We start from the raw sequence: 13,846 nt of genomic DNA on the forward strand, positions 1-13,846 counted from the left end.
GCCTTCATTAATTACCCATTTCAGTTAAGTTTTATAAGTACTACTTGCTATAAAGAAAAAGTCCGGGCGCTCATAACCATACCCGGACTTTTTCTTATAAATCCTTTTAAAATCCTGTAAATCAACGGTTATGACATCATCAGCACATTTACGCTCCTTTGTAAAATATTAAAGGCAATCTCAGCCATCAGGTTTTCCTTGTCCAGTGTGGGGTTTACTTCCGTTACCTCAAGACAGCAAACCTTGCGGTTTTGCATCAGCTTGCTCACCAGGTCTTCGGCTTCGCGTTCGCGGAGGCCGTTGCCTACAGGTGTACCCGTGCCTTTTGAAATTGAAGAGTCCATGGAGTCCACATCAAAAGACACATAGATATCGGTACAGTCGCTCAGGTAGCGGGTTACCACTTTAAAGATGCTTTCCACGCCTTTGTTGCGCACTTCTTTAACCGTGATCACCTTGATGCCGTACTTCTCGATCAGCGCCCGCTCTTCTTTTTCATAATCACGCAAGGCAATAAAAACAACATCTTCAGGTAACACCTTCGGAGCGATCTTGCCCAGGTTCTTCAGCTTGTTCCAAAGTTTGGCAGTCTCGGGGTCCAGGTCGTGGACCGCCATTTCGGGGTTGTCTTCGTTGATGGTTGCCGCCAGCGGCATGCCATGCATATTGCCCGAAGGTGTGGTATAAGGTGTATGCAGATCGGCATGCGCATCGATCCAAACCACACCCAGCTTGCTTTCGGGCTTGGCCATTTTGATTCCGGCGATGGTGCCGCCTGCATTGGAGTGGTCGCCGCTGATCACCACAGGAAAAAAGCCCTGGCGCAGGGTATCGTGTACGGCCTTGCTGATCTTTTCGTACATGGACACCACACCCTTGATCCTTTTGGCATATGGCGATTCGATGGGTTCGTACAGCAGCTTGTTTTCGTGTGGAATTTTTTCACAGGGAAAATGAATGAAAAAAGAACTCATGAAATCGAGCGATGCAATCTTGATGGCTTCAATACCCAGGGAAGCGCCACGGGTGCCGGCGCCGATTTCGGATGGAACTTCGATGATTTTTATATTCTTCATGCAACCGTATTTGGTGAGGGAAGCATGGCGGTATGCCGGTGCTTGCCGGCAGAAATGAAAAGCCTACGCGGGAGTGGGATCATACGGAACAATTGGCAAATACCGAAGACCATGGTTCATCGTACATAGACCATGGTCTTTGGCAGTGCAAATCTTTATTTCCCCTGGAAGCGCAGGCTGCTTGCTTCCGGATGGTGGTGCAATATCGGTAATCGGGCCTAAAGGCAAAACCAGCACCGCCAGGGTGGGTTGTGGGTTTATACAAATATGCTATGGCGCAGGTGCCGGTACTGCAATAAAGCCGGGTTCGTTTTGAACAAACCTTTTTTTAAATACGCTTTCAGTGGATAAATGAAAAATCTATTGGCTGCTTTCTTTTCAATCCAAAAAGAGCAAAACCTATAAGGTTTAAAAAACCTTATAGGTTTATCTACCAGCGCCAAGCTGCCCGCACCAGAAATCTAATATGGCAAATAGGTAAGCAGCCCGCTGCGAGCCCTATTCGTGTGCCGCCAAAATGGGCACAGGGCTTTCGTAAGCCAGCTTGCGGGTAGTGCTGGTTTTGTACAGGCTGGAGAAGATATTGCGTTGGCGCGGTACCGTGATCAGCAGGTCGATATTCTTATCGGTCACAAAGGTCTGTATCATCTCCTCCACATTGTAGGTGCCAATGAAGTAAAACTCAGGTTTGAACTCCTGGAACATCTCGGTGAGCTGGTTGCGTTGCGCCAGGAACTCCTCGGTGAGCGATACATAATGTTCGCTATTGACGTTTACCACATGGAGCGAAGGCTGGAACAGTTGCAGCACTTTGCGAATGGGCACCACCGGGATAGAATGAGCCACATCTTTAAAATCGGAAGTCAGCGCCACATTTTTCAACTGCGTAAATTGGGCTGCCGGGGGCACAATCAGTACCGGGCACACGTTGCGCTCTGCAATTTTCAGGGTGTTGGAACCAAAAAATACCTGTTCGATCTTGCTTTTACCGGTAATACCCATTACAATCAGTTCGGCGGCCAGGTGGCGGGCAAGCCGGTCGAGGCTATTGATGAAATCAGTGCTTTGCTCCGTACGGGTTTCCATTTTCACAGGCACCAGCGCTGCCAGGTCTTTCTTCAACAGGTCCAGGTTTTCTGCAACCTGGGTCGCATCTTCTGATTTGTCGTACACATGAAACAGCACCAGGGTGGTATCGTAAGTGCCGTTTACCATACGGGCTGCGTAGCGGGCTGCGTTGTTGGCGGTGTCGGAAAAATCGGTCGGTACAATGATCGTCATATTGGTTTCGGTTATTAATGGAAGGAAAAGATAGGTAAAAAACAATACAGAAGTGGTAGGGTTGCAGGTGCAGGCAGGCGCAACAGGTTTGCTGTAAAAACAGGCAGATGCTTTTCGGTAGCCAATGGGTTTTGAATTTAACCTACAGAATTACCCTTACAGTGCTAAAATATTCCGCATTTTTCCACTATAAGGCTTGCCTGGTGGATTTGGGGCAACGTTAAAAAAGGCAGGGGTTGAACCCTTTAATTTATATTTGCACGTTCCAAAAAAATCCATAGTGCGTTTAAAATCACTGGAAATAAAAGGCTTCAAGAGTTTTGCCGACAAAACCGTGGTCAGTTTTGACGAGAATATCACAGGTATTGTTGGGCCCAACGGTTGTGGCAAAAGCAATATCATCGACAGCATCCGTTGGGTGATCGGGGAGCAGAAAATTTCCCAATTGCGTTCGGAGGACCTTTCGAGCCTCGTGTTCAACGGTTCCAAAAACCGGAGTGCATCGGGCATGGCCGAAGTGAGCATCACCTTTGAAAATACCCGCAACCTGCTGCCTACCGAGTTCAGCACGGTGACCATTACCCGCAAGTTTTTTAAAAGCGGGGAGAGCGAGTACCGCCTCAACGACGTGCAGTGCCGCCTCAAGGATATCCAGAACCTGTTTATGGATACGGGTATCTCTACCGACTCCTACGCCATCATCGAGCTGGGTATGGTGGACGACCTGATCAAGGATAAAGACAATAGCCGCCGCCGGATGCTGGAACAGGCAGCCGGTATTTCCATTTACAAGACCCGTAAAAAGGAAGCCCGCCAGAAGCTGGATGCAACCGAACAGGATCTTTCGCGTATCGAGGACCTCCTGTTTGAGATCAACAACCAGTTGAAAACCCTAGAGAACCAGGCCAAGAAGGCGCAGAAATACTACGAGATCAAAAAGGAGTACCGCGAAGTGAGCATCGAGCTTGCCAAGGCGGCCCTTGAAGGGTTTAATATTACCTATAAGGATCTCAACGAAACAGCCGATCGCGAAACGGATCGCCGCCTGCGCCTGGATGCGGAGATCGCCACCTCGGAAGCATCCCTGGAACAGGAAAAAGTAGGTTTTGTAGAAAAGGAGCGTGCGCTGCATAGCATGCAGGCATCGTTCAACGAACTGGTGCAACAGGTGCGTACCCGCGAAAATGAAAAGAACCTCGCTGCCCAGCGCCTCGAATACCTGAAAGAAAGGGAAAGCAGCCTCCAGCAGTTCCTGTCGCAGGCAGGCAGCCAGGCAAGCGGTATTGCCGAAAGTATTGCCTTTACCCAAAGCCAGCTGAAAGATGAAGAGGCTGCCCTTGAAGGGCTTACCGAACAACTGGAAGAACTCCGCGAACAGGTAGATGAAAAGCGCCAGGTGCTGGACCGAAACCGTTCCACGCTCAATAACCTGCGCAATTCTTACCAGCAGGTACAGCGCGGCCAGTTTGAGGCCGAGAAAAAAGTAGCCGTTGCCGATACCTCTATCCAGAACATCCAGCGTACCATACAGCAAATAGAAGAGGAGCGCGACAACCGCGACACCCAGATACAGCAACTGGAGCAGGAGCGGGTGTCCAAAGAAAAGCAGCTGGGCGAAAAGACCTTAGAGCTGGAGCACCTCCAGGACCATCAAACCCGCACCAAGGAGCAGATACTCCAAACCCAAAGCGTGGTGGAAGGCCTGCGGGTAAAGCTGGCCGAAGAAACACGTAAGCTCGACTCCAAACGAAACGAACACGACCTGCTGAAAAGCCTCATCGACAAGATGGAAGGCTACCCCGAGAGCGTAAAGTTTTTGCACAACAACAAAGGCTGGAACCACACGGCACCCATCCTTTCCGATATCATTTATGTAAAAGAGGAATACCGTGCAGCCGTGGAAAACGTGCTGGAGCCTTACCTCAACTACTATGTGGTGAGCGACTTGCAGGAAGGCATGCAGGCGGTACACCTCCTGGACAATGCCAAAAAGGGGAAGGCCAATTTCTTCCTGCTGGACAAGGTAAAGGGAGATGCAAAAGCTGGCCACCAGCCTGCTGGTACCATTGCTGCCATGGAAGTAATCGAGGTGGATACGCAATACCGCACCCTTGCCGAGCAACTGCTGGGTAATGTATTTATTGCCGAAGACGAAGCCGCACTGGCCAACAGCAATGGCGCTGTGATCCTGGAGAAGACGGGTAAGTATGTAAAAGGTGCCTACAGCCTTTCGGGTGGCAGCGTGGGTATGTTTGAGGGTAAAAAGATCGGCCGAGCCAAGAACCTCGAAAAGCTGAAAGAACAGATCGACAAGCAGAAAGCCATTGTTGATGATTTCGCCGCACAGATCAAGGCCCGGCAGGAAGAGGTGCAGCACTTCAACAGCAACCTGAAAGAATCCCTGATCCGCGAAACGGAGCGGGAAATACAGCAGATGAACAATGCTGTGTTTGGTTTGCAAAACAAGGCCGAAAACCTGATGCATGCCCAAAGCCAGGGCCGCCGCAGGCTGGAAGACCTGAACGACCAGTTGGAGCAAACCCAGGGTTCTATTGAAGGCGTACGATCGGAACTGAAGCAACTCAGCGAACAAATGGCTGGTTATGCCGACCAGTTGCAGACTGCTGAAAACGAGTACCGCAACATCGAACAGGCATATAACGAAGTAAATGCACTGTACAACGATAATAACCTGCGTCTTACCCGCCAGCAAAGCAAGGTAAGTGGATTGAAGCAGGAGTTGAACTTCAAAACCAACCAGTTGAATGACCTGAACACACAGGTACAAAGCAATACCAGGCAACTTGCGGAAACCACGACCAATATAGAAGAATCGGCAAGCAAGCTGAAACAGGTAGAAGAAGTGCTGCTGGAACTGATCCGCCGCCGCGAGGACGAACAACAGGCACTCAATGAAGCCGACCAGGCCTATTATGTTTTGCGCAATGAACTGAGTGCTAAAGAAACTGAGCTGCGCCAAAAGACCAAGGAAAAAGACGCCCTGGAGCAAATGCTCAATGGCATCAAGGATAAACTGAACGAACTGAAACTGCAGCTCGCTGGGATGAAGGAACGCCTGAAGGTGGAGTTCCGCATCAACCTGGAGGAAATTTTGGACGAAGCCCGCACCGGCACCACACCTGTGGAGGAACTGCAGGAAAAGGCTGACCGGATGAAAAAGCGGATCGAGAACCTGGGTGAAGTAAACCCTACGGCAATTGAAGCATACGACGAAATGAAGAAGCGATACGACTTTATCGTGGAGCAAAAGAATGACCTCGTATCTGCCAAAGATAGCCTGTTGCAAACCATTGCCGAAGTGGAAGCCACTGCCAACCAGAAGTTCCTTGACACCTTTAACCGGGTGCGGGAAAACTTTCATAAGGTGTTCAAGGCGCTCTTTACCGAAGACGACCAGTGCGACCTGATTCTGGAGAACACAGATAACCTGGCGGAAACCGGTATCGATATTATGGCCAAGCCCAAGGGCAAGCGACCCGCATCCATCGGGCAGCTTTCGGGTGGAGAGCGTACGCTTACGGCAACCGCCCTGCTCTTTGCTATCTACCTGATTAAGCCTGCGCCGTTCTGTATCCTCGATGAGGTGGACGCCCCGCTGGATGATGCCAACGTAGGTAAGTTTACCAAGATGATCCGGGAGTTCTCTGCCAATTCGCAGTTCATCATTGTTACGCACAACAAGACCACGATGAGCACCGTGGATGTTATTTATGGTGTAACCATGCAGGAACCCGGTGTGAGCAAACTTGTGCCGGTGGATTTTAGGAGTCTGAAGAATTAAACTCCACCTAACAGGTCTCCAAGACCTGTTAGGTGTTCGCCTCTTCGCCTATACCTTGAAGGTTTTTGACATATAAACCTATAAGGTTTTCAAAACCTTATAGGTTTTAATAGCCGCTAACCCCTAAACCTTCAAGGTTACTAAGAACCTTGAAGGTTTTTCCTTTTTACACCCAAAACCCTTTTCATGCGCACCATCCTGCTGCTGCTCGCTTCCAATATCTTCATGACCTTTGCCTGGTATTACCACCTCAAACACGAAGGGTGGCCCTTGTGGAAAGCCATTGTACTGAGTTGGGGCATTGCATTTTTTGAATACCTGTTGATGGTACCTGCCAACAGGTTGGGTTATGCTGGCGGGTTCAGTGCTTTCCAGTTGAAGATCATACAGGAAGTGATCACCCTGTTTGTTTTTGCCGTTTTTGCCGTAACCGTTCTCAAAGAACCATTTCACATACGGTACCTATTGGCTTTTGCTCTTTTGCTAGGTGCAGTGTATGTTATGTTCCGCAAGTAGGATTGTGGGTGATTATTGCTTGTTCCTGAATTGATTTCAATAATCAATAATTAATAATCATTAATCCTTATAAGCAAGGCATTGCCTCCAAGTAATTTCCCCCCGGCCAGCGCCCTAATATCCTGTTAACATACTTCCCGCCATTTTCTTCCGTTTTATTTTTGGATCATACCCAAGAACATGAAAAAAATAGCTGCATTCTTTATCGCCCTCTTCGCCATAAGTATAAGCTTTGCCCAGGGCAAACCTGAAGGCCTTTTTCTCAACGCAAAGGCGCCTGAATTTAAACTGAAAGACCAGAGTGGGGCAGAGGTTAGCCTCCGCGACCTGCGGAAGAAAGGACCTGTAGTGGTGATGTTCTACCGTGGGTATTGGTGCCCTTACTGCAACCGCCAGTTGCGCCAATTCCAGGATTCCCTCAACATGATTACCGAAAAAGGCGCTACACTCGTCGCCATCACGCCTGAAATGGCGGGTGGTGTCAGCAAAACGGTTGAAAAGACAGGTGCCGTTTTTCCCATCCTTTCCGATGTGGATATGAAGATGGCAAAAGCTTACCAGGTAGGCTTCGAAGTGGACGAGCGCACCCTGGAACGCTACAAAAAAGGCGCTGTAGACCTGCTGGAAAATAACGGTCAAAAGGGGAAAGCTTACTTGCCGGTACCTGCTGTGTATATCGTCAACAAAGAAGGCTCCATCGTTTACCGCTATTTCAATGATGATTATAAAAAACGTGTTTCAGTGCGGGAGATTTTAAATGAAATAAGATGATAGGTTTTTTGTTTTTGGTTTTTAGTTTGTCCAGGTGCAAGTTCATAAAGGAAGGTTTTTGAACGACAGCTAAAAACCAAAAACTAAAAACTTCCAACCAACTTTCCAATTCGACCGTTTCCTCCACAAAAGAAAACAGCTGTGCCGTCTTTGGCTTTGGCCACGGTATGAAAACCAATATTGGAAATGCCGCTCCAGTTGCGGCCGCCATCGGTAGAAAGATCAACGCCGGTGAGCCCGCAGGTAACCAGTTTATTCTTACCCAGGTATTCCACACAACTACGGTAACCCCTTGGGCCTTTTGCAGGTGCCTGCCAGGTTTTGCCGCCGTTATTGCTCCAAAAACAATTAAGGGAATCTGATGCGGGCTTATTGAAATCGCCACCAACTACTACCAGTTTACTGCCGCTCTTGCGGTTGCCGGGGTCCATTAAGGCTACGGAGTTGGCACCGGCAGTACTGCTACCCTGTACCAGCGGCAGGGTAATTTTTTGACCACGGATAAAGATACTGGAACGCATACCGCCCGACACCATTACCGATTCATCGCGGTCGAGGGAGCGCACATTGGTACCGCTGGCAGCAAAAAAGGCTTCGCCGCTATCAGCAACCGGCAGGTAGCGTTGCGGTACTGCCAGCCAGCTATTGCCTTCATCCAAACTGCGGGCAACAAATACTTTTCCATCTATAGGATCGCCGATCACCATACCGGCCTGATTGTTCCAAAAAGACATGGCATCGAGAAACATGCCGGGTTGATGGTTTTCATACACCACTTTCCAGGTTTCGCCACCATCCACCGTTTTCAAGAGGTAAGCCGGTGTGTCTATGGCCATGATGATGGCCCTTGTTGCATCGAAAGCTTCAATGTCGCGGAATTCCTTTTTTTCATACCCCTTTACCTGTACCCATTTCCAGGTTTTGCCACCATCGGTGCTGCGGGCCACCATACCTCCCGATCCACTGGCCCAAACTATTTTATCGTTTACCACGCTTAAACCGCGCAGGCTGGTTTTGGTGCCTTCAGTAAGCAGTTCAACAGTAGGTATAGCATGCTGGGCAAAAGTGGTGGCTGTCAGCAGCAGGAATATCAGGCTGAACAAAGGTCTCATGTGTTGGGGAATTAGGCCCGGAAGTTAAGGCAAAGCTTACTGGCAAACCGGTGCAACAAAAAAGGGAAGCTGACGCTTCCCTCTTCTTCACTCAATCAACGGTACTTAGAAAGTCTTGAGCTTATTGGCAAATGCTTTTTGAAACTTTTCCATCTTGGGCCGGATCACAACGGCGCAATAGGGGTTGGTATTTTTATTATTGGCGTAGTACTCCTGGTGGTAGTCTTCGGCGGGGTAAAACTTGGCAAATGCAGCGATCTCTGTTACAATTGGCTTGGGAAAAGCGCCACTTTTTTCCAGTTCGGCTTTGTAGTGCTCGGCTTTCTGCTTTTGCTCGGCATTGTGAAAAAACACCACGCTCCGGTACTGGGTACCCACGTCAGCACCCTGGCGATTGAGGGTGGTAGGATCGTGTACCTGCCAGAATACTTCCAGCAGTTCGTCGTAAGAAATTTTATTGGGTTCGTATTGCACCTGCACACACTCGGCATGGCCGGTGGTGCCTTCACAAACAGCCTTGTAAGAAGGGTTGGCAACATGGCCGCCCGAGTAACCCGATGTTACTTTGAGTACGCCATTCAATTGTTCAAAGAGGGCCTCCGTACACCAGAAGCATCCGGTACCAAAGGTAGCGGTGTCAATTTTTTCGGTTGTGGGAACAATCGATGCACTCATTGCATTGTATTTATTCTCCGAGGTGCAGGCAAAAAGACCTACAGACACTAATGCTCCTAGTAACAGTTTCATCATCATCGGGGATTGAGGTACAAATTTGGTGGCTTAATGGTTGCGGAAAATAGAAAAAAATCAGTTTAACACAGTCTTAGGTGCAGGTTTTGCAGTTTTTTGGGAGAAGGCGGCGTCTTGTACCTTTGCGCTCTTCCTAATTATACCGGAAGCAAACAGCAGGCAACCAAATTGAAACCCTTGTTGGAGCAAGAAGCAACAAACTAAATGAAATTATTTCCCGAATCGGCCACGGTACAACTCGAGTTCGATAAAATTAAAGAACTGCTGCATGGCAAGTGCCGCACCGAGTATGCCCGTAACAAGGCCAGCGAATTACGTATACATACCCATAAGGCTTATATCGAAAAGGAACTGAAGCAAACCCACGAGTTTCGCCAGATCCAGCAAAATGGCATTTATTTTCCCAACGATTATGTGCTGAACCTGTCCAAGGACCTCCGCCTGCTGGCCATTCCCGGTGCTGTGTTCACCGGCGACCAGCTGGTGAACCTGCGCAAGCTGGCACTCAGCATGGAAGCCATTTTCCGTTGGTTCGACAAAGAGCGGCGCGAAGCCTACGAGGCACTTGCGCTGGTAATTGAAGGTAGTTATTACGAAAAGGCCATTCTCCAGCTGATCAACGATGTGGTGGATGAAACCGGCGCGGTAAAAGACAATGCCTCCTCCGAACTGCAGGAAATCCGCACCCAGCTCTTTCGCAAACGCAACGAGTTGCGGCGGGTGTTCGACCGCATCATTGGCAAACTGAACAAACTGGGCTACCTGTCCGAAATTGAAGAAAGCTTTATGAACGGTCGGCGGGTTGTGGCCGTTTTTGCGGAGCAAAAGCGTACGGTAAAAGGCATCCTGCATGGGGAAAGCGATAGCCGCCGCACCTCTTTCATTGAACCTGAAGAAACCATCGACCTCAACAACCAGGTTTATGAACTGGAGAACGAGGAACGCAAGGAAGTGTACCGCATCCTCCGCGAACTGACGGCAAGGCTCTCCGGTTATGCGCCCCTGCTCACCACCTACCACGGCATCGTTGGCGAATACGATTTTATCCGGGCAAAAGCAACTTTTGGAATCGACATCAATGCAGAGTACCCCGTATTGACCGATAAGGCGCATATTCACCTGGTAAGGGCTTACCACCCCTTGCTCCTGTTGTACAACCAGCGAAGTGGCAAATCCACCATTCCGGTTGACCTCACGCTGGACGCAGCCAACCGCATCCTGGTAATCAGCGGTCCTAACGCGGGTGGTAAAACGGTGACCATGAAAACCGTTGGCCTGCTGCAGATGATGGTGCAAAGCGGACTCCTGGTGCCAGTACATCCCTCATCACAGTTTGGCATTTTCAAACAGCTGATGATCCATATCGGCGATACCCAAAGCCTGGAGTTTGAGCTGAGTACCTATAGCAGTCACCTGCTCAGCATGAAGCAGTTCATGGAAACGGCCAATGGCAGAACCCTTTTCTTTATCGATGAACTGGGTAGTGGTTCCGACCCCAACCTGGGCGGAGCTTTTGCCGAAGTGATCCTGGAAGAGCTGGCCCGCAAGCATGCCATGGGTATTGTTACCACCCACTACCTCAACCTGAAGGTAATGGCCAACAAAACTCCCGGTATTTTCAACGGCGCCATGGCGTTCAATGAAGAGAGCCTGATGCCGATGTATAAACTCAATATCGGCAAACCCGGTAGCTCATACACCTTTGCTATTGCCCAACGCATTGGTTTGGATAAAAGGCTGATAGACCGTGCCCGCCAGCTGGTGGATGAGGACCATTTTAAGTTGGACAAGCTGCTAAACCGTACCGAACAGGACCTGCGCCAACTGGAAGTAAAACAAAAGGAACTGAACAAACTGCTCAAGGAAAACGAACGCCTGAAAAAGGAAATGGAGCAGTTGATGGATAAGGAAAAGCACCGCCAGCAGGTTGAACTGCTGAAGCAGCAAAACTTCATTAAAGAGGAACGGCTGGCTTACCTGAAAGACATGGAGCGCAAGCTCAAACAAATCATTCTCGACTGGCGCAAGGCGGAAAGCTCGGAAGACAAACGGGAACTGCTCCGGCAAATGCAGGTTTTGCTCTTCAAGCAAAAGGAGAAACAATCAGCAGAAAAAGTTGCCAAGAAGATCAACTCCAAGTACCAGGAAGTGGGTGGGGAGATCATTCCCGGCATCAAGGTGCTGATGAAGAAAAACCATAAGGTAGGAGAGGTGAAGGAAGTGCGGGGCAAGAAAGCCGTTGTGCAACTGGGGGTGATTCCTATTACCATCGATATTGACCAATTGATACCGGTTAAGGAGAAGGCTGTGGAGTAGGAGGTTTTTTGGTTTTTGGTTTCTGGTTTGGAGTTTGGAGTTTGGAGTTTGGAACAAACTTTATAAGGTATGGAAGAATGCTGGGTGCTACCTGGGTCTGTCATGCCGAACTTGTTTCGGCATCTCCAGCTATTAAAAAAGACCTGCTTTGATCAAATAGGATATAAAATAGAATAGCCGCACTTACAAGTGCGGCTATTCTATTTTATATAAAAGCAGGCTTGCTTTACAATCCCGAATGCATATAATCTTTCAATGAGCTAATGGTCTCAGCTTGCGCAGCAATGGTTTCTTTTACTACATCATTGATGGATACAATACCGGCAAGTGCACCGCTTTCATATACCGGCAGGTAGCGGATATTGTTTTCCGACATCAGTTCCATGCAATGTTCAATCGAGTCTTTGGGTGAGATTTTTGGAAAGTTGGTTGACATGATCTCCGATACGGGAGTGTCGGTTGAGGACTTGCCTTTCAGGATCACTTTGCGGGAGTAATCTCTTTCCGTCATAATCCCCTTCAGTTCACCATGCTCCATCACCATCACGGAGCCAATATTGTGGTTGGCCATGATGCTTAAAGCTTCCAATACGGTAGTGGCAGGCGCAACGGTTACGGTGTTGCGGCCTTTGCGGCCCAGGATGTGTGCGACACTTCTCATTTGAATTTGTTTTATGGCAATAGGAATCAGGAATTTAATACATATAAATAGCCTTTGCAAATAGCTTGTGCTGAAAGGTTTAGATTTTTTTTGTTGGGAAATAGCTTTCCCCTACTTTCGCGCCGGAGAGATGGCAGAGCGGTCGAATGCGGCGGTCTTGAAAACCGTTGACTGTTACAGGTCCGGGGGTTCGAATCCCTCTCTCTCCGCCCAAAATCAACAATAAAGGCCTGCACATCGCAGGCCTTTATTGTTCGCATGCCTTTGCAATACGCCGCTGCCAGCCTAACTTGCCGCAAGCCCCATCCGCATCATGTTCCGTTTAAACAAACAAATACCTTATCTGCTTTGGCTGCTGATCATCCTTTGTATAATGGTCATCGGCATCGTAGGTTTTATGATCCTGGAAGGGTACCGTTTTTTGGATGCGGTGTATATGGTGGTGATCACCATTACCACCATCGGCTACCACGAGGTGGCGCCTTTATCCGATGCGGGCAAAGTGTTCAATATCCTCCTGATCCTGGTTTCCTTTTCTACCTTCACTTATGCCCTTGCCCGCCTTACGCAGTACGTGGTGAGCGGCGAGTTATCCAATTATTTTAAGAGCCGGAACATGATGCAGCAACTGGCAAATATGCAGGAACATGTGGTGATCTGTGGCTTTGGCCGCAATGGCCAACAGGCAGCTAAAACCCTGCGTGCCCAAAAGATTCCTTTTGTGGTGATCGATAAAAATGAAGGCAGCCTCAAAATTGGTCAAACCGACCAACCCGGATTGGTATACCTGCATGCCGATGCCACCGAAGACGAGGTGTTGATACAGGCCGGCGTGGAGCGTGCCCGTGCCCTGCTGGTAACCCTGCCCGAAGATGCCGACAATGTATTCATTGTATTATCAGCCCGATCGCTCAATGCCTCTTTGCGCATCATCAGCCGTGCTTCGCATGCAGGCGCTTCTGCAAAATTGTACAAGGCCGGCGCCAGCAACGTGATCATGCCCGATATGATTGGCGGTACCCATATGGCTACCCTGGTGTCCAAACCCGATGTGCTGGAATTTATCGATTTCCTTTCAGGAGAAGATGGCGAGTCCATCCATATTGAATCGGTGTCTTATGATAGTTTGCCCCAAACCATAAAAGACAAGCAGCTGGGGGTGGTGATGGATTGGAAAAGAACCGGAGTTAATTGTATCGGCATTAAAGACGCCAATGGCAAATTCGTAATCAACCCGCCTGCCACTACGGTGGTGCAAAAAGGCATGAAGGTGATTGTGCTGGGCACCCGTGAGCAGATATCGGAGATGAAGGCGAATGTTGGATAGGAAGGGTGATTGGTGAGTATTGAGTGGTGATTGGGTATTGGGTGTTAGGTATTGGAGCGGATCGGTTTCTAAATAAAACGATACTTGGAAAATTGGCTGCAAATCCTATTTTTGCAGCCCGCTATAATTAAGGTGCAATTGGAGAGGTGCCAGAGCGGTCGAATGGGACGGTCTCGAAAACCGTTGTATGGGTAACTGTACCGAGGGTTCGAATCCCTCCCTCTCCGCAAAAAG

At 49.0% G+C, this 13,846-nt stretch carries 10 protein-coding genes and 2 tRNA genes; 7 read left to right on the forward strand and 5 right to left on the reverse strand.

The genetic code is table 11. The features are described 5' to 3' along the window. Nucleotides 1–128 precede the first annotated feature (128 nt). The gene (locus tag BUE76_RS12530; RefSeq protein WP_073039923.1) at nt 129–1,076 is read right to left on the reverse strand and encodes an arginase; all 948 of its coding nucleotides are present in this window, start codon (nt 1,074–1,076) and stop codon (nt 129–131) included. A 498-nt stretch (nt 1,077–1,574) separates the two neighbouring features. Next, entirely contained in the window at nt 1,575–2,357 is a 783-nt protein-coding gene (locus BUE76_RS12540; RefSeq protein ID WP_143157190.1) for a universal stress protein, read from the reverse strand. 280 nt (nt 2,358–2,637) lie between these two features. Between BUE76_RS12540 and smc the strand changes: the two genes are divergently transcribed. From smc to BUE76_RS12555, 3 genes are all read left to right on the forward strand, one after another. Beyond that, complete coding sequence (gene smc / locus BUE76_RS12545) at nt 2,638–6,159, forward strand: chromosome segregation protein SMC (protein ID WP_073039917.1); 3,522 nt, start codon at nt 2,638–2,640, stop codon at nt 6,157–6,159. A 186-nt stretch (nt 6,160–6,345) separates the two neighbouring features. Further along, nucleotides 6,346–6,675, forward strand: a complete 330-nt coding sequence (locus BUE76_RS12550) for a DMT family protein (protein WP_073039915.1) — start codon at nt 6,346–6,348, stop codon at nt 6,673–6,675. Between the two features lie 180 nt (nt 6,676–6,855). Continuing rightward, a complete protein-coding gene (locus BUE76_RS12555; RefSeq protein ID WP_073039913.1) occupies nt 6,856–7,446 on the forward strand; it encodes a peroxiredoxin-like family protein in 591 nt (196 codons plus the stop codon). Nucleotides 7,447–7,529: 83 nt separating this feature from the next. On the opposite strand, the gene BUE76_RS12560 is transcribed toward BUE76_RS12555, so the two are convergent. Together BUE76_RS12560 and msrA are read right to left on the reverse strand one after the other, a co-directional pair. Beyond that, on the reverse strand, nt 7,530–8,558 hold the full coding sequence (locus BUE76_RS12560; protein WP_073039910.1) for a beta propeller repeat protein: 1,029 nt from the start codon (nt 8,556–8,558) through the stop codon (nt 7,530–7,532). A 105-nt stretch (nt 8,559–8,663) separates the two neighbouring features. Beyond that, nucleotides 8,664–9,233, reverse strand: coding sequence for a peptide-methionine (S)-S-oxide reductase MsrA (gene msrA / locus BUE76_RS12565; protein ID WP_254049531.1), 570 nt, complete (start codon nt 9,231–9,233; stop codon nt 8,664–8,666). A gap of 279 nt (nt 9,234–9,512) precedes the next feature. Here msrA and BUE76_RS12570 point away from each other — a divergent pair, with 279 nt between their 5' ends. Continuing rightward, the gene (locus tag BUE76_RS12570; protein WP_073039908.1) at nt 9,513–11,624 is read left to right on the forward strand and encodes an endonuclease MutS2; all 2,112 of its coding nucleotides are present in this window, start codon (nt 9,513–9,515) and stop codon (nt 11,622–11,624) included. A 226-nt stretch (nt 11,625–11,850) separates the two neighbouring features. On the opposite strand, the gene BUE76_RS12575 is transcribed toward BUE76_RS12570, so the two are convergent. Then, nucleotides 11,851–12,285, reverse strand: coding sequence for a CBS domain-containing protein (locus BUE76_RS12575; protein WP_073039906.1), 435 nt, complete (start codon nt 12,283–12,285; stop codon nt 11,851–11,853). Nucleotides 12,286–12,409: 124 nt separating this feature from the next. On the opposite strand from BUE76_RS12575, the gene BUE76_RS12580 reads away from it, so the two are divergent. The 3 genes from BUE76_RS12580 to BUE76_RS12590 all read left to right on the forward strand — a co-directional run bounded on the left by BUE76_RS12580 (nt 12,410) and on the right by BUE76_RS12590 (nt 13,839). Beyond that, a tRNA-Ser gene (locus BUE76_RS12580) sits at nt 12,410–12,494 on the forward strand. Nucleotides 12,495–12,598: 104 nt separating this feature from the next. Beyond that, complete coding sequence (locus BUE76_RS12585) at nt 12,599–13,612, forward strand: potassium channel family protein (protein ID WP_073039904.1); 1,014 nt, start codon at nt 12,599–12,601, stop codon at nt 13,610–13,612. A gap of 140 nt (nt 13,613–13,752) precedes the next feature. Next, nucleotides 13,753–13,839 (forward strand) — tRNA-Ser (locus tag BUE76_RS12590). The last annotated feature ends 7 nt before the right edge of the window (nt 13,840–13,846 follow it).

It is taken from the genome of Cnuella takakiae, assembly GCF_001953305.1.
Taxonomy (GTDB): Bacteria; Bacteroidota; Bacteroidia; order Chitinophagales; family Chitinophagaceae; genus Flavisolibacter; species Flavisolibacter takakiae.